Origin of the sequence: Rhizobium sp. BR 250, assembly GCF_047445855.1 — a bacterium.
GTDB lineage: Bacteria > Pseudomonadota > Alphaproteobacteria > Rhizobiales > Rhizobiaceae > Agrobacterium > Agrobacterium tumefaciens_I.
In genome coordinates this window covers 180937-203473 of record NZ_JARWKW010000010.1, presented here as the reverse complement: position 1 = coordinate 203473, position 22537 = coordinate 180937, and the positions used below count along the sequence as shown (strand labels likewise).

At 61.2% G+C, this 22537-nt stretch carries 21 protein-coding genes; 4 read left to right on the top strand and 17 right to left on the bottom strand.

Annotated features, from left to right (window positions below):
- The 6 genes from recX to QD336_RS17270 form a co-directional block, all read right to left on the bottom strand.
- Positions 1-591, bottom strand: a complete 591-nt coding sequence (recX, locus tag QD336_RS17295; protein WP_269344858.1) for a recombination regulator RecX — start codon at positions 589-591, stop codon at positions 1-3.
- Positions 592-661: 70 nt separating this feature from the next.
- Entirely contained in the window at positions 662-1582 is a 921-nt protein-coding gene (locus QD336_RS17290; protein WP_269344860.1) for an SMP-30/gluconolactonase/LRE family protein, read from the bottom strand.
- Between the two features lie 33 nt (positions 1583-1615).
- Positions 1616-2563 (bottom strand): ABC transporter permease, encoded by a 948-nt coding sequence (locus QD336_RS17285; RefSeq protein ID WP_269344861.1) that lies wholly within the window; start codon positions 2561-2563, stop codon positions 1616-1618.
- Positions 2560-3501 carry an ABC transporter permease gene (locus QD336_RS17280; RefSeq protein ID WP_269344862.1) on the bottom strand — a complete coding sequence of 314 codons (942 nt, stop codon included), beginning with the start codon at positions 3499-3501 and terminating at the stop codon, positions 2560-2562. The genes QD336_RS17285 and QD336_RS17280 overlap by 4 nt, the downstream gene beginning before the upstream one ends.
- The gene (locus QD336_RS17275; RefSeq protein WP_269344864.1) at positions 3498-4961 is read right to left on the bottom strand and encodes an ATP-binding cassette domain-containing protein; all 1464 of its coding nucleotides are present in this window, start codon (positions 4959-4961) and stop codon (positions 3498-3500) included. The genes QD336_RS17280 and QD336_RS17275 overlap by 4 nt, the downstream gene beginning before the upstream one ends.
- A gap of 105 nt (positions 4962-5066) precedes the next feature.
- Complete coding sequence (locus tag QD336_RS17270; RefSeq protein ID WP_269344866.1) at positions 5067-6083, bottom strand: ABC transporter substrate-binding protein; 1017 nt, start codon at positions 6081-6083, stop codon at positions 5067-5069.
- Between the two features lie 308 nt (positions 6084-6391).
- Between QD336_RS17270 and QD336_RS17265 the strand changes: the two genes are divergently transcribed.
- Together QD336_RS17265 and QD336_RS17260 are read left to right on the top strand one after the other, a co-directional pair.
- Positions 6392-7627, top strand: coding sequence for a GAF domain-containing sensor histidine kinase (locus QD336_RS17265; protein WP_499171472.1), 1236 nt, complete (start codon positions 6392-6394; stop codon positions 7625-7627).
- 1 nt (position 7628) lies between these two features.
- Complete coding sequence (locus QD336_RS17260) at positions 7629-8354, top strand: response regulator transcription factor (protein ID WP_499171471.1); 726 nt, start codon at positions 7629-7631, stop codon at positions 8352-8354.
- Between the two features lie 107 nt (positions 8355-8461).
- Here QD336_RS17260 and QD336_RS17255 read toward each other — a convergent pair whose 3' ends face one another.
- A complete protein-coding gene (locus QD336_RS17255) occupies positions 8462-9478 on the bottom strand; it encodes a DNA topoisomerase IB (RefSeq protein WP_499171469.1) in 1017 nt (338 codons plus the stop codon).
- Positions 9479-9578: 100 nt separating this feature from the next.
- Positions 9579-10808: a PQQ-dependent sugar dehydrogenase gene (locus QD336_RS17250; RefSeq protein ID WP_499171468.1), complete on the bottom strand. Its 1230-nt coding sequence runs from the start codon at positions 10806-10808 to the stop codon at positions 9579-9581.
- 185 nt (positions 10809-10993) lie between these two features.
- Here QD336_RS17250 and QD336_RS17245 point away from each other — a divergent pair, with 185 nt between their 5' ends.
- Positions 10994-11179 carry a hypothetical protein gene (locus tag QD336_RS17245; RefSeq protein WP_020812967.1) on the top strand — a complete coding sequence of 62 codons (186 nt, stop codon included), beginning with the start codon at positions 10994-10996 and terminating at the stop codon, positions 11177-11179.
- On the opposite strand, the gene QD336_RS17240 is transcribed toward QD336_RS17245, so the two are convergent.
- From QD336_RS17240 to QD336_RS17230, 3 genes are read right to left on the bottom strand one after another with little or no spacing between them, the layout of a single operon-like run.
- Positions 11180-11806, bottom strand: coding sequence for a class I SAM-dependent methyltransferase (locus tag QD336_RS17240; RefSeq protein ID WP_269344878.1), 627 nt, complete (start codon positions 11804-11806; stop codon positions 11180-11182).
- An 8-nt stretch (positions 11807-11814) separates the two neighbouring features.
- Complete coding sequence (locus tag QD336_RS17235) at positions 11815-12483, bottom strand: pseudouridine synthase (RefSeq protein WP_499171467.1); 669 nt, start codon at positions 12481-12483, stop codon at positions 11815-11817.
- Positions 12484-12521: 38 nt separating this feature from the next.
- Entirely contained in the window at positions 12522-13109 is a 588-nt protein-coding gene (locus QD336_RS17230; protein WP_269344882.1) for an IMPACT family protein, read from the bottom strand.
- A gap of 62 nt (positions 13110-13171) precedes the next feature.
- Between QD336_RS17230 and QD336_RS17225 the strand changes: the two genes are divergently transcribed.
- The gene (locus QD336_RS17225) at positions 13172-14407 is read left to right on the top strand and encodes a TIGR03862 family flavoprotein (RefSeq protein WP_499171466.1); all 1236 of its coding nucleotides are present in this window, start codon (positions 13172-13174) and stop codon (positions 14405-14407) included.
- Here QD336_RS17225 and QD336_RS17220 read toward each other — a convergent pair.
- From QD336_RS17220 to QD336_RS17195, 6 genes are all read right to left on the bottom strand, one after another.
- Positions 14399-15460 carry a quaternary amine ABC transporter ATP-binding protein gene (locus QD336_RS17220; RefSeq protein ID WP_269344885.1) on the bottom strand — a complete coding sequence of 354 codons (1062 nt, stop codon included), beginning with the start codon at positions 15458-15460 and terminating at the stop codon, positions 14399-14401. The genes QD336_RS17225 and QD336_RS17220 overlap by 9 nt on opposite strands.
- On the bottom strand, positions 15453-16340 hold the full coding sequence (locus QD336_RS17215; protein ID WP_269344887.1) for an ABC transporter permease: 888 nt from the start codon (positions 16338-16340) through the stop codon (positions 15453-15455). The genes QD336_RS17220 and QD336_RS17215 overlap by 8 nt, the downstream gene beginning before the upstream one ends.
- A 218-nt stretch (positions 16341-16558) precedes the next feature.
- Positions 16559-17557, bottom strand: coding sequence for an ABC transporter substrate-binding protein (locus tag QD336_RS17210; RefSeq protein ID WP_499171465.1), 999 nt, complete (start codon positions 17555-17557; stop codon positions 16559-16561).
- Positions 17558-17938: 381 nt separating this feature from the next.
- The gene (locus tag QD336_RS17205) at positions 17939-18883 is read right to left on the bottom strand and encodes a 2-hydroxyacid dehydrogenase (RefSeq protein ID WP_499171464.1); all 945 of its coding nucleotides are present in this window, start codon (positions 18881-18883) and stop codon (positions 17939-17941) included.
- A gap of 264 nt (positions 18884-19147) precedes the next feature.
- A complete protein-coding gene (locus QD336_RS17200; RefSeq protein ID WP_499171463.1) occupies positions 19148-21496 on the bottom strand; it encodes a polysaccharide biosynthesis tyrosine autokinase in 2349 nt (782 codons plus the stop codon).
- 108 nt (positions 21497-21604) lie between these two features.
- The gene (locus QD336_RS17195; protein ID WP_499171462.1) at positions 21605-22510 is read right to left on the bottom strand and encodes a UTP--glucose-1-phosphate uridylyltransferase; all 906 of its coding nucleotides are present in this window, start codon (positions 22508-22510) and stop codon (positions 21605-21607) included.
- Between the last annotated feature and the right edge of the window lie 27 nt (positions 22511-22537).

Genomic DNA, 22537 nt, shown 5'->3' with positions numbered 1-22537 from the left:
TCAGAGGGGAGCATCGGAGAGGATGTCTTCCGCTTCTTCCACCGTCATCGCCATCACCTTCGCGCCGATTTCGAAACCGAAGCCGTTGCGGGCGAAAGCGGAAAATTCCTTGGCCTTGCGTTTCTCGTCCGGCTCGACACGGCGATAAGGCCCAAAGGCGCGCTTGCGCGCGAAGATGACGGCGGCGACCAGATCGTTGGTCTCCTGCAACGCGGCCGTTGCCGTTTCCCGGGCGACGCCCTTTATCTGGAGTTTCTGCGCCAGCCCACGTTTTGATTTGCCGCTGCGCTGACCGCTTCGCACGGTGATTTCCGCATAGGCGGTATCGTCGAGCGCCTTGATGCCGTAAGCGAAGGTCACGGCAAATTCGCCGAGCGCCTTGACCTGCGCCGGGCTGATATCCTCGAATTTTTCCCGCGCCTTGCGCGTGATGGCGTCGCGCAGCTGCTTTTCCGTCATCATGCGCTGTTCCAGCCGGTAAAGAGCGGAATTGCGCGCCCAGGAAAGCATGCGGCTGCTGGGCTCATTGGCCTGCGCTTCACCGTCGAAATCCATATCGTCAGTCAGGAAGGGGCTGGAATCGTCACTCATGGCGCATTTATAACGCGCTTGAGCCGTCTTGCCAGTTCCCTCCCGGTCTGAATTCCCCGGTTTCGGCGTCTCAGGGCGTCTGTGCGCCGGTGGCGGCGACATAGACCGAATAGAGCGATTTGGTCGCGGTGATGAACAGGCGGTTCTTCTTCGGGCCACCGAAGGTGAGGTTCGCCACCGTCTGCGGCACCTTGATCTTGCCGATCAGCGTGCCATCGGGCGCAAAGCAATGAACGCCATCGCCGGCGCTGGTCCAGAGATTGCCGGCCGTGTCGAGACGGAAGCCATCGGGCAGGCCATTGTCGAGATTGCAGAATTCCCGGCCGTTGGCGAGCTTCACGCCATCCACCACGTCGAAGACGCGGATATGGCGCGGACGGGAGATATCGTGGCTGTAGGAACTGTCGGCGACATAAAGCTTCGTTTCATCGGGTGAGAATGCAAGGCCGTTCGGCTGCACAAAGTCGTCGATGGCGATGTCGATCTTTCCGGTTGCGGGGTCGAGCCGGTAGACATTGCGGGTCTTCTGCTCGGGTTCGGCCTTGTAGCCTTCATAGTCGGAAAGAATGCCGTAGGTCGGGTCGGTGAACCAGACGCTGCCATCGGATTTGACGACGACATCATTGGGTGAGTTCAATCTCTTGCCGCCGTAGCTGTCGGCAAGAACCGTGATCGAGCCGTCGACCTCGGTGCGGGTGACGCGGCGGCCGCCATGTTCGCAGGAGACAAGCCGCCCCTGCCGGTCGCGGGTATTGCCGTTGGTGAAGTTGGAAGGCTGACGGAACACGGAAATCCCGCCATCCGGCACCCAGCGCAGCATGCGCTCATTGGGAATATCGCTGAACAGCAGGCAGTTGAGATCGGCAAACCACACCGGTCCTTCGGCCCAGCGGCAGCCGGAATAAAGCTCTTCCAGTTCCGCATTGCCAACGATCAGATGGCGGAAGCGGTCATCGTGGATTTCGTAAGGGGAGGTCTTGTCTGTGGTCATGAGCGTGGTCCGCTTGAGGCTTGTCGTTTGGGGTCAGCGCGTGGCCTTGCGGCCACTTGCCAGAAGAATGACGGAAATGATGATGAGGCCGGTGAGGATGAGGCGGATGCCGGCGCCGAAACCATAGGTGTTCAGCATTGATACCACCAGGAACATGAAAAGCGAGGCGCCCCAGATGCCGGGAACGTTGGAATCGCCGCCCGCCACCGCCGTGCCGCCGATGACAACGACGGCGATGGACATCAGCAGATATTCCGAACCCATGTTGAGCGCCGCACCGCCGGAGAAGCTGGCGAGCAGGTAACCTGCGATCGCTGCCAGCACCGCACAGAGCACATAGGTGACGAAACGTGTTCCGTCCACCGGAATGCCGGTCATGCGGGCAGCGAAGGTGCTCTGGCCGATGGCGGAAATCCAGCGTCCGTAAAATGTGCGGTCGAGCAGCAGCCAGGCGACGACCGAGAGCAGCAGTGCGACAAGCGCCACGTTCGGAATGCCGAAAGAGCTGGAGATCGCGAATGTTGCCAATGTTTCCGGCGGCTTGATGCGCAGGCCGCGGTTCGACCAGATGGCGATGGACTGCACGATGAAGCTCATCGAGAGGGTGGCGATGATCGGCGGAATGCGCAGGAGCTTGATCAGCGCATAATTACCGATGCCGATGGCGATGCCGATCAGGATGGCGATCAGCAGTCCGGGCAGGATGAGGCTGTCGGACACATCCATGAATTTCAGGGCCAGAGTGCCCGACAAAGTCATCGTCGCGGGAACGCAGAGGTCGATATTACCCGGTCCGAGCGTAATGACGAACATCTGGCCGATGCCGACGATGACGGAGAAGGCCGCGAAGGTGAGCGCCGCATGCGACAGCCCGAAGGAGCTGGCGCCGCCGGTGAAGAGCACGGTGACGATCCACACCGCAACCGTTGCGGCAAAGGACCAGATCCACGGTTTTCTGGTGAGAGACGAAAGCCCGTTCATTGGTTTTTCTCCCGCTTTTCGAGACGGTTGAGCAGGATGCGCAGTGCAAGCACGATGATGAGGATCGCCCCCTGAGCGCCGATCTGCCAGTCCGGCGAAATGCGCATGAAGGAGAGGAAGGAACCGGCGAGCGTCAGCGTCAGCGCGCCGATGACGGCACCGATGGGCGATACCCGGCCACCGACGAATTCACCACCACCGAGGATGACGCCGGCAATCGACAGCAGCGTGTAGCGCAGCGCGATATTGGCATCTGCCGATGTCGTCAGCCCCACAAGGGCGATGCCTGACAGCACCGCGAAGAAACCGGCGAGCGCAAAGGTTGCGGCGCGAATGCCGACGACCGACCAGCCGGAACGCTCGACCGAGCGGAAATTACCGCCGACGCCGCGCATCAGCACACCGAAGGAGGAACGCATGACGATGTAATGGGCGACAACAGCAATCAGGATGCTGGCGACGATGGCGATCGGCACGAAAGGCGGTTTCGCCGTCATCAGTGTGCGGATGAAGGCCGGCGCCTGACCGCCGGGTGAGGGCAGGATCAGCACGGCAAGGCCGCCCCAGACGAAACTCATACCGAGCGTGACGACGATGGAGGGCAGGTTTCGGATGTGGATCACGGCGCCCAGCACCGCGTACACCGCAATCGCCCCGGCAAAGATCGCAATGCCTGTCAGCGGCGAGGTTTGCAGGAAGGTGGCGGTGACGCAGGCGCAGAAACTGACGAAGGTGCCCATCGACAGGTCGAGATCGTTGACCGACATGATCAGCATCTGCGCAATGGTGGCGAGCGCGATCGGCACCGCCAGATTGAACAGGAGGTTCATGCCGGTATAGCTCATGGCGCGCGGCTGCATGTAGAAGACAGCGGCGAGCAGGAAGGCGAGCGAGGCGGCGGGGATGATGAGGCGGAGGGCGTTTGCCGAGAGTTTCATGCGTGGTCTTCTCCGGCAAAGGAAGCGGCCAGCACATTCTGCTCGGTAATATCATCGCCGATGAGTTCCGCCTGGATGGCGCCATCGCGGAAGACATAGACCCGGTCGCAGAGACGGATTTCATCCATTTCGGTGGAATACCAGATGAAGGTGCGGCCGTGGGAGGCTTCGGTTCTCAAGATGTCATAGACCTCCTGTTTGGTGCCGATATCGACGCCGCGCATCGGGTCATCCATTAAAACGGTGCTGGCGGTGGTGGCGAGAGCGCGGGCGAAAAGCACCTTCTGCTGGTTGCCGCCGGAGAGGGACAGGATCTTGTTGCCCATATCAGGCGTGCGGATTTCGATGCGCTTTTTCCACTCATCGCCGCGTTCGGTTTCCTTCGCCCTGTCCACCATGCCTGCGGATGAAATATCCCTGAGAGAGGCGATGGACAGGTTCTTGAGGATGCTCCACAGCGGGAAGGTGCCGTTCAGGCTGCGATCACCCGCCACAAAGGCGATATCGGTCTTGCGCGCCGGCAGCCAGCTGCTGTTGCGGGCAAGGTAAAGGTCGAGAAGCGCTTCGGTCTGGCCATGGCCGCCGAGCCCGGCAAGGCCGATGATTTCACCGCGGAAAGCCTCGAAGGCAAGGCCTTCGCCCCGGCGCGCCGGCATGGACAGCACTTTTTCGCCCGCCTTGCGGTTTTCGCTTTTCTGCCTGTCCTGCGGTTTGACGACGCTGCCCATGGCCTCCACCAGCGTGCGCGTCGTGAATTCCGCGGCCGGCCGGTTAGCCACCACACGGCCATCCTTCATCACCACGATGCGGGTGGCGGTTGAGAGAATCTCGCCGAGAATATGCGAGATCAGTAGCACCGAACCGCCCGTGCGGACAAAACGGCGGACATAATCCATCAATTGTTCGGCAAGGCCGGCATCGAGCGAGGAGGTGGGTTCATCGAGGATCACCAACCTCGGGGCCTCAGGTGTGCGGCAGAAATTGATGGCGATTTCCACCATCTGCCGTTCGGCGATGGAAAGTTCGGCAATCGTCAGCTCACAATCGATGCCGTGACCGGGAAAAATCTCGTCGAGCGTGTGGCGGATCACGGAAAGGGTGCGACCGCGCCAGTTCCGGCCGCTGATAGTGGCATGCATGATGCGGACATTTTCGCTGATCGTGAGGTTCGGGCAGAGCGAGAGTTCCTGAAACACGCAGCGCACGCCGCTGGCGCGGGCAGCCGCGATGCCGTGGCGGTTCTGGTCACTGCCATAGGAAAGGGAGCCTTCATGCGGCGTCAGCCCGCCATTGATGACGTTGACGATGGTGGATTTTCCCGCGCCATTATGGCCGACGAGCCCGAGGCATTCCCCGGCACGGATGACGAGATCGGCCCCATCCAGTGCCTTGACCGCGCCGAACACGACCTTCACGCCGCGCGCGGCGACGACTTCTTCCGCCTCGATGATGTCATTCATGAGCAATTACGCCAGTAATCTGAAAACAGGATAATATCGATGGTTGTTGCGGCGCCCCCGTTTTGGGGAGCGCCGCAATCGGTCACATCGGGCAATTGCCCAGCCTTACTTGGCCGACGCGATGGCCTTCTGGGCGTCTTCCTGCGAATATTCCACATTCGCGACGCCGCCCTTCTGGGTGTTCTTGAGGTTATCCTCAAGGTTGCCCTGGTCGATGCGCAGGAAAGGAACGGTCAGGTCCTTTTTCACATCCTTGCCGTCGAGGATTTGCTGCGCCACCCAGAAAGCGAGCGTGGAGACACCCGGAGCGATGGAGACCGACATGGTCTCGTAGCCGCTCGCGTCCTTCTGCTGTTTCCACCATTGCAGCTCATCTTCGCGGTTGCCCATGACGATGGTGGGTGTCGGGCGCTTGGCGGCGGCGAAGGCCTGTGCCGCACCGTAACCGTCGCCACCCTGCGTCACGACAGCCGCGACTTCGGGAAGGCTCGGCAGGATGCCGGCGACGGCGCGCTGGGCAACATCCTGGGCCCAGTCGCCATTGACCGAACCGACAATCTTGAACTGTGGGTTCTTTGCGACGGCCGCAACGATGCCGGCATGAATTTCGTCATCCACGGAAACGCCGGCGAGACCGCGAATTTCAAGCAGGTTGCCGCCCTTCGGCATGGCCTTGGCGAGATAATCGATCTGGCTTGCACCCATCGCCTTGAAATCCACGGCAATGCGCCAGGCGCATGGCTCGGTGACAATACCATCGAAGGATACGACGGTGATGCCGGCATCACAGGCTTCCTTCACCGCGCCGTTAAGCGCTGTCGGCGAAGCGGCGTTGATGACGATGGCGTCATAACCCTGCAGGATGAGGTTCTGGATCTGCGCGGCCTGCTCGGTTGCCTGGTTTTCGGCTGTCGTGAAGGCGTCCGCGGCGGCGACATGCTTGTCTGCAACCGCCTGCTTGGTGATCTTGTCCCAGCTGGTCAGCATCGCCTGACGCCAGGAGTTGCCTGCGTAATTGTTTGAGAGCGCGATTTTTTTTGCCGACGTATCGGCGTGAGCGGTGATCGGCAGAGCTGCGCATGCGACAGCGGCCGATGCCAGAAGCATCTTTCTGAAAGCCATTGATTTCCTCCCTGGTGGCTTGCCCTTTCGGGGTCCGGAACCCTCATCCGCCGCAAATCTCCTCGGCGGCAGACGAAATCCCGTTGCACTGGAGCTCCGTTCCCCAGTACAAGCGAGAATGACCAAGAAGATTTGGCTTGTATAGGCGGATCACGGCAATCTTCCTGCGGGTTTCCGCAGAAAGCATGCGGGAACCCGCAGGACGAAACGGCATTGCCGGGCGCAGAATGGATGATGCGGCGTTCTGATGTGTTTAAAACTGCGCCGCCTGATGTCGATTAGGCAGGCGCTTGGGAGGGCGTCCGCACATGCTGGATACGCCGAAAAGCGCTCTTTTTCACCACTATATGGGTATTTCGCGGCTGCTCGCCGGGCAGCTGGAGTTTAACGCCATCATTCAGGCCGTCGCCACCGAGATCACCCATATCATTCCGCACGTCCACCTCGATGTCTGCATCAAGCAGCTGGATGACAAATTTCACATAGCCTATGAAAGCGGTCTCGTCAGCGCCTGGAGCCGCCAGCCGCCGGCACTTCTGAGCGGCAGCCCGATCCGTTCCCTGCTGTCAGGCGAGGTTGAATATCTCCTGAGCGGGGATGCCTGTGCCGATCCGCGGTTTCATTTCGAAGGGTCGTTTTCAAGCCCGATCATCGAACTCAACCTGCATAGCCGCCTGCATGTGCCGATGAAGGTGCATGGCGATATTATCGGTGCGCTGAGTTGCTCTTCGCACCAGTCGGACGCCTATACGATGGAGGATGTGGCGAATGCCCGCGCGGTCGCCGATCTGCTGGCGCCCTATTTCTATGCCATCCGCGCCGCCGAACAGGCCAAACGCTCGGCCATCGAGGAAGCGCGTGCTAATGCCCGCGAAGAGGGTCTGCGCCTCGGCGCGCTGCAATTGACGGAGGCGCTGGAGGCCGAACGGCAGCGCATCGGCATGGACCTGCATGACCAGACGCTGGCCGATTTGACACGACTTGCGCGGCGCATCGAGCGCATGAGCCATTCGACCGATGTTTCGGGCGAGATGCTGGAGCCGGTGGTGCGCAGCCTGCAACATTGCATGCAGGATCTGCGCGAGATCATTGAGGAGGCAAAACCCTCGATCCTGCAATTGTTCGGCGTCGTTGAGGCGATCGAGACCTATGTGGATCGCTCCGTGCGCGATAGCGGCTCGGTTATAGATTGGTCGGTCACGGATGAGACGGACGGGCTGGTGGAGAGGCTCGACAAGACGGTGGCCATCTCACTGTTCCGCATCGTGCAGGAGGCGGTCAATAACGCCATTCGCCATGCCCAGCCGGAGACCATTGCCGTGAACCTCACCGCCGTCGATGGCGGGCTCAGGGTAACGGTCAGCGATGACGGCAATGGCGGCGGTGACGGCGTGGCCTCCGGCGGTCTCGGCATCGGCAACATGAAGACACGGGCAAGGCTGATTTCGGCGAGATTCGATATCGGCGGCAATCGTAATGGGGCAGGCACATGCATCACCGTGACCCTGCCGGAAGGTGCTTTCGATCACCGGGAGGATGTGTGACATGGACGTGCTGATCGTCGAGGACGATGCGTTGCACCGGGCCTATCTGAATGAAGCTGTCAGAGCAGCCCTACCGGAATGCGACAAAGTGCTGGAGGCGGCCAACGGCAGGACGGGCGAGAAGCTCGCGCGGGAGAACCGGGCGGCCCATATCGTCATGGATTTGCAGATGAACGAGCGCAACGGCATCGAGGCGGCGCGCACCATCTGGAAGGAAAGGCCGGATACCCGCATCCTGTTCTGGTCGAACTATTCGGATGAAGCCTATGTACGCGGCGTCTCGCGCATCGTGCCCGAAGGGGCCGCCTATGGTTACGTGCTGAAATCCGCCTCTGATGACCGTCTGCGGCTGGCGCTGCGCAGCATTTTCATCGAGGCGCAATGCGTGATCGACCGGGAAGTGCGGGGGTTGCAGGAGAAGAGCCTCGGCAAGGCGCATGGTTTTACCGATTCCGAATATGAAATTCTCGTCGATGTCGCGCTGGGCCTCACAGACAAGGCGATTGCCCGCCGCCGCAACCTGTCGCTGCGCAGCGTGCAGAACCGGCTGCAGAGCCTTTATGAGAAACTGAACGTACATCAGGCCGCTGGCGACGACGAAGCGGAAGGGCGGTATAATCTGCGAACCCGCGCCGTGACCGTGGCTTTCCTGCGCAAGCTCCTGAATTACAGCGCGCTCGAAAGGGCCGAGCGGGATCTGGCGGAGTGGGCTGCTAGCCGCCGCTGATCGCTAGAGCGCATCCGCTCTAAACGGAAGCGGCGGATGTGCTCTATCTTTTTGTTTTATCGCATTATCCGGACGTAAAACCGCTACGCACTTTTACTGGAAATGCTCTAAGGCAGGAAGGCGAGCAGCCGTCTTTCATCGGCCCTGAGGCCGGAGACGGGCTTTGCACCAACCTTCAGGATACGACCGAGTTTTTTCCGCGCTTTTTCTTCTGTCGCTATGTCGAGAACGGCGGGGTGCACATAGCTCTTGCGGCAGATGGCGGGCGTGTTGGAAAGCTCGGTTGCGGCCGCCTGGCACATGCCCTTTATGCTCGGTTTTTCACCCGTAGCCACATGTTCCATCGCGTTGCAGAAGGCCGCGAGCGTTCCGCCCCAGGTGCGGAAGGTCTTGGCTGAAATGCCCTCACCGCCGATGCGGGAGAGGTAGGCATTAAGATCGCTGGAATCGACGGAATGCACCCGGTTTTCGCTATCCTGCCAGACGAAAAGTTCCTTGCCGGGCAGATCGGCAATTTCCTCGAGGATTTTCTGAAGGCGCGGGTGGCGCAATTGCCGTTTCACCTTCTGTCCGCCCTTTGCCGCAAACCGCAGTTCGATGGTTTCGCCGAAGGAAACGTGGCGCTTGAGCAGGGTCGTCGCGCCATAGGTGCCGTTTGTTTCGAGATAGGAGCGGTTGCCGACGCGCAGATAGGCCGCGTCGAGCAGCAGGGTAAGCGCCGCTAGCGTCATCTCCTGCCCATGATCCTGCTTTTCGATATCGGCAATGGCCCGGCGGCGGATGGCGGGCAGCGCCTTGCCGAAGCTCTTGAGCTGGAAGAATTTCGTCTCACCGCGCAGCGCGTGCCAGTCGGGATGATAGCGATATTGTTTTCGCCCGCGCGCATCAAAGCCCGTGGCCTGCAAATGCCCTGACGGATCGATGCATATCCATACGTCCCTGTAGGCAGGCGGCACGCCGAGCGATTTGATGCGCTTCAGTTCGACGCTGTCGGAGAGAAGCTCGCCGTCCGGTAAGCGGTAACAGAAACCCCGCCCGCGTTTTTCGCGGGAAATACCCGGCTCCTGATCGTTGACATAGGCAAGTCCGATTTTGGCAAGAAGGCGGGTCGGCGGTTGTGGCATTGTTTTTCCCGGCAGGTTTCACGCTGCGGCAAACGAAAAACAGGCCGCCTTCGTTCCGGCGGCCTGTCGTTCCGATCATCCGTTTTCTTGGCCGGCCTTTTTAGCCGGCTTTGGCGATCCTGATAATCTGGGATTCGCCGCCGCCGCGTTCCTCGGTCACAGCGTAGACCGCGCCGTCTGGCCCGATCTTGACGTCGCGGATGCGCGCTTCGAGCGGCAGCCGGCTTTCGGTTGCGACTTTGTCACCATCGATATGCAGGATGACGAGGCCTTGGCTCACCAGCCCGCCGACGATGAAGGCGCCCTTCCATTCCGGAATCAGGTCACCGTCATAATAGGCCATGCCGGAAGGGCCGATGACCGGATCCCAATAATAGACCGGCTGTTCCATGCCCCGCTTTGCGGTAATACCTTGGCCGACGGACCGGCCGCTATATTCGACGCCATAGGTTATGACGGGCCAGCCGTAATTCAAACCCGCTTTCGGCCTGTTCAACTCGTCGCCACCCCTTGGGCCATGTTCCACGGTCCAGAGCCTGCCCTGGCCGTCGAGCGCTGCCGCCTGCATGTTGCGGTGGCCGTAGCTCCATATTTCGGGAAGGACATTCTGCTGGCCGGAGAAGGGGTTGCCCTTGAAGGCCTTGCCCTGCGTATCGATGCGGAAGACCTTGCCGAGACCACTCGACAGATCCTGCGCCTGCACGCGTGGCTTCGCGTCCGAACGCTCGCCAACGGTGACGTAAAGCTCGTTGTTCGGGCCGAAGACGAGGCGGGATCCGAAATGTTTGTCGCCGTCATAGGTCGGCATCTGGCGGAAGATCACCGAGACGTCTTCCAGCTTCGCCGTGCCTCCCTGTTCGGTCAACTTGGCGGAGGCCACGGAGGTGCCGTTGCCGCCATCACGCGGTTCGGAGAAGGAGAAGAATATCTTGCGCGATGTTTCGAAATCCGGTGCCAGCGCTATGTCGAGAAGACCGCCCTGTCCGTCGGAGGCGACCTCCGGCGCACCTTCTATCGCCGGGCCGGCCTTGCCATCGGCGACGATATGCATGGCACCCTCCTTCGCAGCCACGATCATGCGGCCATCGGGCAGGAATTCCATGGACCAGAGATGGGGCAGCCCCTCGGCGACGACGGTTTTTTCGACGTTCGGCTGGGCAGCAGCCTGCGGTGCGCGGGTCTGACCCTCAAAAGCCGGTTTCTGATCCGGCGCATTCGGCCGTTTCGTTTCGGCAGCCGGGGCGGTCTGTGCATGGGCTGCGCCTGCAAGCGGCACGGCGAGCAACGCAAGCAGCATTGTCGAACTCAGAAATCGGTTGTTGCGGAACATGGGTCTCCCTTCCTCCGTTGGCATCTGGTGGGAAACCATTTGGGGAGGATTTCGTTTCCTGCGATAGTTTCAAGAAAACTTGATCGTGCCGTGTGCAGGCGGGGCTCCCTTTTCTCATCCATGCGAATTCATAAGGAACCGCCGGTCCTCCGCCACGTTTTCCCTCTGGTAACAAGGAGGGTGTTATGCAGATCATCGACAATAAAACCATCGACGGGAACAGAACCAGGCCGATCCTGAATGTCGCGGAATTCTGCCGCCGTTACCGGCTGGACAAGGCGGAAGAGACCCGGCTCAGAAAACTGTTCGGCGAATTTGCATCCCGGCACGAGCTTTTGATGAATGCACAGCGCAAGCCGAGCTTCCGCTGATCATTCCTCCGGATCGAGAGATTTTCCGAAGATCATGAAGACATCATAACGGGTGTTCTTGCCGATGATCTGGTGCGAGGGCTTGCGAATGCCCGGCATCGGCTCGGCGCGCAGCGGCCATTTCAGCACCACCCGTTTCGTTGCATTTTCAAGCGCCGCCTCCATAAGCTCCACCTGATCGGGATCGGAGCCGACCAGTTCCCTGAGCACCCGCATCTCCTTTTTCACCAGCGCTGTATTGTGGCGCGGCGGATGCATGGGGTCGACGATAACCACCTCGGGGGAAAGCTCCTTCAGCAACTGACGGGAGTCGCCATGCAGCAGTGTCATGCGCGCCGCCGCCTCGGCATAGGCGCCGCCCGCTTCCAGGGCGCGGCGAATGCCATCGGCGAGATGGGCATGCATCTCCGGCGAACGTTCGATGAGGGTGACATCAGCCCCGAGCGAGGCGAGCAGGAAGGCATCCCGCCCCAGCCCGGCCGTGGCGTCCACGATTTTTGGCGTGCGGCCCTTGGTGAAGCCGGCAGCTTTCGGCAGGGCCTGTCCACGTCCTTCGCCGGAGCGGAAACGGTGGCCGACAGCGCCGCCGACAAAATCCACTACGAAACTTTCGTTTTCTTCCTTCATCTGCGACCTCAGAACGGGCAGGGCACGGTATAGGTGACGTCGCGGCCATCGGGATGGCGGAAGCCGACCCCTTGCGCATGCAGCATCAGGCGCGGCGCGGCGGCGAGTGGCTCGCCTTCGGCATAAAACTCATCTCCGAGAATGGGATGGCCAAGCGCCTTCATATGCACCCGCAATTGGTGGGTGCGGCCGGTGAGGGGGCTAAGCGCCAGCCGTGTTGCCGGAAGCGGCAATCGCTCCAACACGCGCCAGAGGCTTTGCGCCGGCTTGCCGTTTTCATGGTCCACGCGGTGGCGGGGTTTGTTGTCGGGGTCGATCGCCAGCGGCAGGTCCACTTCGCCTTCTTCACCCGCGACAGCGCCCCAGACGACGGCCACATAGGATTTGCGCGTTTCACGCTTCTCGAACTGGGCGGCGATCGCAGCATGTGCCTTGCGGTTCAGGGACATCAGCACGATGCCTGATGTGTCCTTGTCCAGCCGGTTGATCATCAGGGCTTTCGGAAACTGTTTCTGCACCCGCGTCAAAAGGCTGTCGGAAAGCGCGGGATCGCGCCCGGGCACGGATAAAAGCCCGCTCGGCTTGTCCAGCACCAGCAGGTCGTCGTCGCGGTGCACGATGGTGAGCCAGGGCTCGAGCGGCGGATTGTAGATGGGGTTGGAAAGCTCAGATGACATGCCGCTTCCTTAGCACGAATCTCGTGTTCGGACAGGCGCTAGTCGGGAATATCGAGATTGACGCGCCCGCTGGTCAGATCGCTCAAAAGTCGGGTAAGCCGTTCGGCTTCCTCTGTCGGAACGGAGAGCAGCATATCCGCGCCGGTACCGGTGAAATCCTCCCGCTCCAGCCGCAGGTTCGGCGTGGCGGAAAGGCGCGATTTCACCAGCGCCAGATCGGAGAAGGGGCAGCTCAGTGTGGCGCTGACATAGGCGATGACGGGTGACGTCTCGCCGAGCCGCAGGCAGGCTGCCGCCGTGCCGCCATAGGCGCGCATCAGCCCACCGCTGCCAAGCAGGATGCCGCCGAACCAGCGGATGACGAGAACCGCCACGTTGTCCAGCGCCTGACCGTCAATCGCCTGAAGGATCGGTTTGCCGGCCGTGCCGGAAGGCTCGCCGTCGTCACTGAAACGATAGGTCTGGCCTGTTCGCCATGCCCAGCAATTATGGTTGGCATCGGGGTCGGAATGCGCCGCGAGGAAGTTTTTCGCATCCTCTTCGCCCGTTACCGGTGCGGCAAAGGCGATGAAGCGGCTTTTTTTGATATCCTGCGAAAAGGTGACGGGGCGGTCGAGCGTGAACATGGGCGTTTCAATATCGCATATATTCGCGCCCGGAAATCGGTATAAGGCTCTCAACGGTAAAGATGGCTAAGGAGAGGGTTTTGAGCGAGGCGAGGCAGGTCGCGATTATCGGCGGCGGACCGGCGGGGCTGATGGCGGCCGAGATGCTCTCGTCCGCGGGCCATGCCGTGACGGTGTTCGAGGCGATGCCGACCGTGGCGCGCAAATTGCTGATGGCCGGAAAATCCGGCCTCAACATCACCCATGCCGAAGATTACGATAGTTTCCGTCGCCGTTTTGGCGACGCGGAACCGAGGCTTCGCGCCGCCCTCGATGATTTCACGCCGGACATGCTGCGCGACTGGGCTGAGCGGCTGGGGCAGGAAACCTTTGTCGGCACCTCGGGCCGGGTGTTTCCCAAGGTGATGAAGGCTTCGCCGCTGTTGCGCGCCTGGCTCGCCCGGCTGGAGGCGCAGGGCGTCACCATCAGGACGCGGCATCGCTGGACGGGTTTTTCCGGCGACCGGCTGATGTTTGCAACGCCGGAGGGTGCGGTCGCCCTCAAGGCCGATGCCGTGCTTATGGCGCTCGGCGGAGCGAGCTGGCCACGGCTCGGCTCCGATGCGGCATGGGTGCCGGTGCTGGTGGAAAAGGGTGTGGCGATCGCCCCGTTCCGCCCCGCCAATTGTGGTTTTGATGTCAATTGGAGCGATATTTTCCGCCAGCGTTTTGCGGGCGAAGCGGTGAAATCCACCATCACCATTTCCCCGGCCGGGGCCTTTCAGGGCGAGTTCGTGATAACGAAGCACGGCATCGAAGGCAGCGTGGTCTACGCCCATTCCGCCGCGCTGCGCGACCGGCTGGAACAGGCGGGCGGCGCTTCGCTCGCGGTTGATCTTGCGCCCGGACGCACGGTCGAACGGCTCAGCCGTGACCTGGCGAAGCTTGGCCGGAAGGAGAGTTTCGCAAACCGCATGCGCAAGGCCGCCGGCCTCTCCGCCGTCAAGGTCGGGCTGCTACGGGACATCTTCCCCGATATCGCGGCCATGCCGGATGATTTTGTCGCTGCGAGAATAAAACACATGGAGATACCGCTCCTGCGGCCACGGCCGATTGCCGAGGCGATTTCGGCGGCCGGTGGTATCGCGTGGAGCGGTGTCGATGAGAACTACATGCTGGGAAAGCTCCCCGGCATATTCGCTGCCGGGGAAATGCTGGACTGGGAAGCGCCGACAGGCGGTTATCTCCTGACCGCCTGTTTCGCCACCGGCAGGGCGGCGGCGAAGGGCATGGCCCGTTGGCTTGACGGTTCAGCCTGACAGCCGCTCCGCCATGCCGCCTTCCTCGCCATGCGCGGTCTTCACAAGGCAGCGCATGATGGCGTCGGTGGTGATGGCGCCGAGCGCCTTGCCATTTTCCCCGATGACCGTGGCGCTGCTGACATTTTCCCGGACGAGTGCGCGCAGGCCTTCCTCGACCGTCATATCGGCATCGAGCTGAAGGCGGGACTGGCCGGAGAATTCCGGCTGCACGACGGCGCCGAGGCGAATGACCCTGCCGCGATTGACCTCTTCCACGAAGGCCTCGATATAGCTGTCGGCGGGCGACATGACGATTTCCGCCGCCGTACCCTGCTGAATGATCTCACCGTCACGCAGGATGGCGATCTTGTCGCCAAGCCGCAGCGCTTCATCGAGATCGTGGGTGATGAAAACCACGGTCTTCTTCAGCTCCTTCTGCAGCTCCAGCAGCACCGTCTGCATATCGACGCGGATGAGTGGATCGAGCGCCGAATAGGCCTCGTCCATCAACAGGATTTCGGCATTGTTGGTCAGTGCCCGGGCGAGGCCGACACGCTGCTGCATGCCGCCGGAAAGCTGGTTGGGGTAATGGCTGGAAAAGCCCTCGAGCCCGACGCGCCTGATCCAGACTTCGGCCCGTTCCTCGCGCTCGCGCTTGTCGACGCCCTGCACCTCAAGGCCATAGACGACATTCTGCAGCACGTTGCGATGCGGCAGCAGGCCGAATTTCTGGAACACCATCGCCGTCTTGTGGCGGCGGAATTCCAGAAGATCCGTCTCGTTCAAGCGACAGACATCGGTGCCGCCATAGAGGATTTCGCCGGCGGTCGGGTCGATCAGCCGGTTGACGTGGCGGATCAGCGTCGATTTTCCCGAGCCGGAAAGGCCCATGATGACGGTGATCTGCCCGCCCGGCATGGTGATGTTGATGTCGCGCAGACCAAGCACATGGCCATGCGTGGCGTTGAGTTCGGCCTTGGACATGCCGGCCTTCACGGCTTCGACGTGATCTGCCGCCTTGGAGCCGAAAATCTTGTAGAGGCTGCGAATTTCGATCGATTGACTAGCCATGCGCCACTTCCCGGTGTTTTTGCAGACGAAGGCCATAGGCCTGGCTGATGCGGTCGAAGATGATGGCGATGCCGACAATGGCAAGCCCGTTGAACACGCCGAGCGTGAAATACTGGTTGGCGATGGCCTTCAGCACTGGCTGGCCGAGACCCTGCACGCCGATCATGGAAGCGATGACCACCATGGCGAGCGCCATCATGATCGTCTGGTTGATGCCGGCCATGATGGTGGGGAGCGCCAGCGGCAGCTGCACCTTGAAAAGCTTCTGGCGCTTCGAAGACCCGAAGGCATCGGCGGCCTCCAGCACATCGCGGTCGACCATGCGGATGCCAAGATTGGTGAGGCGGATCATCGGCGGAATGGCGTAGATGACGACGGCGATGACACCCGGCACGCGGCCGATGCCGAGCAGCATGACGACGGGAATGAGATAAACGAAACTCGGCATCGTCTGCATCACGTCGAGAACGGGGTTGACCACGTTCTGCAGGCGGTTGGAGCGCGCCATGGCGATGCCGATCGGCAGGCCGATGATGATGGACAGCACGGCACAGACGAAGATCATCGAAATCGTCTTCATCGTGTCTTCCCACATGCCGAACCAGCCTATGGCGAAAAGAATGCCGCAGCAAAGCGAGACGATGGTTGCGCTGCGGCTACCGAACCAGGCAAGCGCGCCGACAATAAGAATAACGACCGGCCAGGGCGCGCCGATCAAAAGCCTTTCCGACCCGATGAGGAAGCTCTGGAGGGGGGTAAACAGTCCCTCGATTGCGCCGCCATAGGTTCGGGTGAAAGCCCGGAACCCCTCGTCGATGACTTTTTTCAGCGCGCGCAGAGCATCGTCATTCATGGTCGGAAATTTGAAAAGCCATTCCATATCCTGTTCTCCATGACGAACCGGAGGCGGGGATCGATATCCTCCGCGCTCCGGGAGTAAAATCGCCAGAGCGCCGCGCGTCTTCGTGGACGCCGGGCGGAACGCTCTATCCTGTTGAACCGGCGCACCGCGCGCCCCGCGAAACATGCGTTGCGGCGATGCGGCCCGGCGTCGCCTTTGGCAGACGCCGGGTGCCGGTCAGACATATCGGACCGGCCTTAAAGGGCGGCCTTGACCTTTTGCGCGACTTCAGGAGATACCCAGCCCGTCCACAGGGCTTCGTTTTCCTTCAGGAAACGCTTGGCGCCGTCTTCACCGGTCGCCTGATTGTCCGTCATCCAGGCGATCAGCTTGTTGACGGTGTCGTTGGTCCAGGCACGCTTGTTGAGATAATCCATGGCCGGGCCGGCACGATCGGCAAAGGACTTGCTGACCAGCGTCTGCACGTCATCCACCTGCCATGCATTGGGCTTCGGGTCCGGACAATCGGCAATCGAGGTGCAGCGCTTCCATTCGGCCGCATCATATTCGGTGCCGAAGCCGAGCTTCACCATTTGATATTTGCCGAGCAGCGACGTGGGAGCCCAATAATAACCGACCCATGGCTGCTTTGCTTCGTAAGCCTTGGCGATGGAGCCGTCGAGGCCTGCGGCGGAACCCGTGTCGACGAGGGTAAAGCCGGCCTTTTCACCACCGAAAGCCTTGAAAAGCTGCGCGGTGACGACCGTGCCGCCCCAGCCCTGCGGGCCGTTGAATACGGCGCCCTTGGACTTGTCTTCAGGGGAGGGGAAAAGTTCGGGATGCTTGAAGAGATCCGGAATGGTCTTGAGATCGGGGTTTGCGTCGGCGACATATTTCGGAATCCACCAGCCCTGCACGGCGCCGTCCGACAGGATCTTGGCAGCGGCGACGACCTTGCCGCCTTCCAGCCCCTGCTTGACGATTTCCGGCTGCAGGCTGACCCAGGCTTCCGGTGCAATATCCGGCTGGCCCTTTTCGGCCATGGAGGTCAGGGTCGGCACGGTGTCGCCGGTGACGATTTCGGCGGAGCATCCATAGCCATTTTCAAGAATGAATTTGTCGAGATTGGCGGCGACTTCGGCGGATTGCCAGTTCATGCTGGCGATGGTGACGTTTCCGCAGTCCGCAGCAAAGGCTGCGCCGCCCGAAAAGGCGAAGCCGGCGGAAAGAATTGTGGCACCCAAAAGTATTTTCATTTTTGTTCCCTCTGGTCGCGGTGTGGCGAAGACCCGGGTGCTGGCGGCACCGCGACCGTCAGCCCCTGTATTGAGGCTTAATAATTCCTTTGTGGCCGTTCCGTTTGCGGCAATTTCTGGCGTATTGAGGCTGGCAATTATCAATCAATTGCCGGCCCGGCCGATGCGATCTTAAATTTGCGGTGTCGGGATAGCGAAGTCGCGCCATCGCCCAGGCGATGCAGCGGGATATTACGCGAGAAAGGGATTTTTTCGAAATTTAAAAAATGGCCGGGAGCAATGAGCGACGGTTTTATGCGACGTGCAGCGGTTCATCTCGGCCAATTAACAGGCCGATGCGGCAAAGACGGTGGCGGCGGAACAGACCGCCGCCGGCCTGTTTCAATAACCGCGCGCCATATCGACGGTCTCCGGCAAATTGCCGGTTTCCCGCCATATGCGGACGTTGCCGGCCACGATTCGGGCCGAACTTTCCCGGCTTGTCGGCGCGGAAATATGCGGCAGCACGGTGATTTTCGGGTGCCGCCAGAATAGCGAAGCCGCAGGCAGCGGCTCCTGTTCGAAGACATCGAGAACGGCATGCGAAAGCGGGCCGGAATCGAGTGTCGCGATCAGGTCATTGGCGACGATGACGGCGCCGCGGGCGAAATTGATGAGCGCAGCCCCCTGTTTCATCGTGGTGAGACGGCGTGCATCGAGAAGGCCGCGCGTCGCATCTGTGAGCGGCACGAGGCAGACGAGGATGTCGCTTTTTTTCAGCAATGTTTGCAGCCCGTCATCGCCGGTCAGCGTTTCCACGCCCGCGATTGCCTTTTCCGAGCGGCTCCAGCCGGCGACGTTGAACCCGGCATGGGTGAGGCGCTGCGCCGCGGCCGTGCCGAGCGCGCCGAGACCGAGCAGGCCGATGGTCATCTCGCCGGGGTGGCGGTAGTCCAGCTCCTGCCAGAGCGCCTTTTGCTGGTTCTCGCGATAGGCGGGCATGTTGCGTTGCAGATAATAGGTCCATGCCAGCACGGCTTCAGCCATGACGCGGGAAAGCTCCGGGTCCTTCAACCGGACGATGGGCGGAGCCTTCTCGCCCAGTTCCAGCACCAGCCGTTCGACGCCGGCCCACAGACTGTGAATCCATGTGAGGCCCGGAAGTGCGGCAATATCGGCCGGATCGGGATTGGCGACGATGGCGAAATCCACTGCCAGTTTCTGGTCGTCGGTCAACTCCGAGAAGGACAGGATTTTTTCCTGCGGCATGGCGGCGCGAAGCGCCTCTTTCCAGACGGCTTCCGTTTCCGCATTCATCCGCGAAACAAAGGCGATGGGTGATGGCATGGGGTAGGTCCTGCTGATTGTGGCGTTGGCCATCAATGCGCAGTTTTGGAAGGTAACGCCATAGGCAGCAGGTGGGATTTTACGATTCTTCCGTCATGCCGGACTAGATCCGGTATCCAGCCGCCGCGCGTTGGTGCGGTGCCAAGACCCCTTCCAGCCCAAGGACTTGGGCTGGCTGGACCCCGGCTCGGGGGGAACGGCGCAAGGCAGCGTGAGCCTCCGTCGTTCCGACGGCCCCGCTTACCAGGGCCGCCGTTATCGCCCTCAGGCGTTTTCCTTCACCGGCGGCTTGGCGTCGCCGTAATAGGCCGAGAAACTCTCGTGATAATGCTCCGAACCGCCGGGGCCGGCATAACGCTGCAATTCCGTCATGTCGGTCTTGTTGAGCACGATGCCGAGCGTCTTGTTGGCGATCTGCGGTTCGTTGGCCATCAGGTTCTGCACCATCTGGATTGGCGTCTTGCCCCACTCGGTGACGAAGACGAAACCGTCCACCTGCGGCGCAAACGCCTTGGCATCGATGACGGGAACCACTGGCGCAAGGTCGACGATGATGTAGTCGCAGGCTTCGCGGGCAGAATCGATGAATTTGCGCATGCCGGAGGAGGAGAGAAGCTCGCTCGAATGGGCAAACTGGTTGCTGGTGGAAACCGGCAGGATGCCCATTTTCGTGCGCGTATCCACCTTCACCGCCTGCGTCCACGGAACTTCATCGAGCACGACTTCCACCAGACCGGCGGATTGGCGTGTCGTCAGCATGCGGCTGAGGCCGGGATTGCGGATATCGGCATCCACCACCAGCGTGCGCTTGCCTGTCGAAGCGATCAGCCCGGCGAGATTGAGCGCCACGACCGATTTGCCTTCATTCGGCAGGCAGGAAATGACGCCGATGACCCGGCACTGGCGCTCCTGAATGACGACATCTGCCGTCAACTTCACGTTGCGAAGCGTCTCGGCAAAGCTGGAACGTGGACTGTCGACGGCAAGGCGCAGCATTTTCTGGAACGAAACCTGGCCGCTTTCGTCAAGTGTGGTGTTTTCGCTGCCGGGAGTGGCGGCGCTGTTGCCCGGTTTGGCGGTTTCCACGCCACGTTCGCCGATAAAGGGCAGGTAACCCAGGAAGCGCATGCGCAGATTGTCGCGCACATCGTTGCCGGTGTGGAAGAAACGGTCGCGAAATTCGAGAAGCGCTGCGATACCGCCGCCCAGCATCAGGCCCAGAACGATGGACAGGGCCATGGTCATGGTCTTTTTCGGGCTGGAAGGTGATGTCGGCAGACCGGCTTCGGAGATGATGCGCGCTTTGGCGATCGGCAGCGACTGTTTCTGCGAGGCTTCCTCGAACCGGCCGAGATAGGACTGGTAGAGGGTACGCAGTGCCGTTGCCCGCTGCTCGAGCTCGCGCAGCTGCACCATGGTGATGTTGGCCTCGGAATTGCGGCCCGCCACCCGGTCGATATTGTCGCGCAGCGACTGCACGCGGGAATTGGCGACATCATATTCGTTTTTCAGGCTGCCGGTCAGTTGCTGCAATTCCTGATAGATCTGCCGCGATACTTCCTTCTTTTCGGCGTCCAGCGCCACCGCCTGCGGGTGGTCGGCGCCGAATTGCTGGACGATGCCCTGCTGCCGGTCGGAAATGGTGATGTAGCGTTTGCGAAGATCCTGAATGACCGAATTGTCGGTGTCGCGGGCGGAAACCACGGCATTGTCGACAGCCGCATCCGGTCCCCGGTCGATGATCGATTTATACTGGCTGTAGCGGGCAGACGCTGTCGCGGCATCCGCCTGCGCGGCAATCAGCTGGCCGTTCAGGTCGGCAAGCTGGCCTTCGGACATCAGCTCGCCGCGCGAGGAGACGATGTTGTTGTCCGACTTGAATTTCTGCACCGCCAGCTCCGCCGCCTGGGCGCGCTGGTTCAAATCGGTCATGCGTTCCTGCAGCCATACGGAGGCGCGTTCGCTGGCGTCGAAATTGGCGTTCAGCTGCTCGGTCAGGTAAGCCTGCGCATAGGTCTTGGCGATCTGCGCGGCGAGCTGCCGGTCGGTCGAGCGGGTGGAGATGGCGATGACCGAGCTGCGGCCCACACGTTCCACCGTCAGCGACTGCTGCAGCACTGCGGCGGCCTTTTCACGGCGCCCGGCGCGGATGGCGGCTTCGGAAGCCGGCGGATCGCCCGGCAGGACGAGATCGAGGATGCCACGCACGGAGATCTTGACGAGTTCGACCGGCGACATCGGCGGATTGACGATGGTGTCGTTCTCGTCGAGCCTGGCCTTGTCGACCACGGTCAGCGCCATTTCCTTGGATTTGAGGATTTCCACGGCGCTGGCGATGCGGTTGTCGACGATCTGCGCGGCGGGCACCGGCGATTCCTCTTCCGCATAACGGGAAAGGCTTTCATCCAAGAGCACCTGCGTCATCGCGGTGTAAACGGGGGTCGCAAGCACCAGATAAAGGCCGGCCAGAACCACGGCGGCAATGACGGAGGCGGCAATGACATTGGCACGGCGCACCACGGCGGCCCACAGGCGGTCGAGGTCGATGAACGTGTCGGAATCCTTGCCGGATTCCGGAAAACCAATATTGGATTTAAAGGTCTTGTGGTGCATGGACCTACCTTGTGAATTAAAAATGGTACGCGGGAAGCCGAGCCACACTCGCCTTCCCGCCTCCCGTTATTGGTGCGCCGGCCGCCTCCCCCGGCGGCGCGATGAAAGTCAGGCCGCCTGGACGCGGCTTTCGTGGTTCGCCACCAGTTCCTTCACGGAAGCGAGAACCTGCGCCTCCATGTCGGCCCGCAGCAGCGAGAAGGCGACATTGGCGGCGATGAAGCCCTGCTTGCTGCCGCAGTCGAAGGTGCGACCGCTGTATTTCTGGGCATGGAAAGCCTGCTTTTCGGCAAGCCGCTTCATGCCGTCGGTCAGCTGGATTTCATTACCCGCGCCGCGTTCCTGCTTGGCGAGGATATCGAAGATTTCCGGCTGCAGGATGTAGCGACCGTTCAGGTAATAATTCGAAGGCGCCTTGGACGGTTCCGGCTTTTCGACCATTTCGGTGACGGAAAAGCCGTGATTGACCTTTTGGCCGACGCCGACGACGCCATAGGAGGAGACCTCTTCCGGCAGGCATTCCTCGACACCGAGAATATTGCCGCCGACTTCATCATAAAGTTCCATCAGCCCGGCAATGCAGCCGCGTGCGCCATAGGAGACCATGTCCGGCAGCAGCAGCGCGAAAGGCTCCTTGCCCACCAGCTCGCGCGCGCACCAGACGGCGTGGCCGAGACCGAGCGGCACCTGCTGGCGTGTATAGCTGACGGTGCCGGCAACGGGCAGCATCTTTTCCAGCTGCAAAACCTGCACGGTCTTGCCGGAGCGGGTCAGCGTGTTGATGAGTTCCGGTGCGCTGTCGAAATAGTCTTCGATGGCGGTCTTGTTGCGGCTCGTTACAAAAATAATGTGCTCGATGCCGGCCTGCATGGCCTCGTCAACGGCATATTGCACGACCGGTCGGTCGACGATCGTCAGCATTTCCTTTGGCATCGCCTTGGTGGCGGGCAAAAACCGCGTGCCGTTGCCGGCTACCGGAATGACGGCTTTTCTGACAGTTCTCTTCAGGTCCATCGCGTTCTCCTTCATCAAGGTTTGATC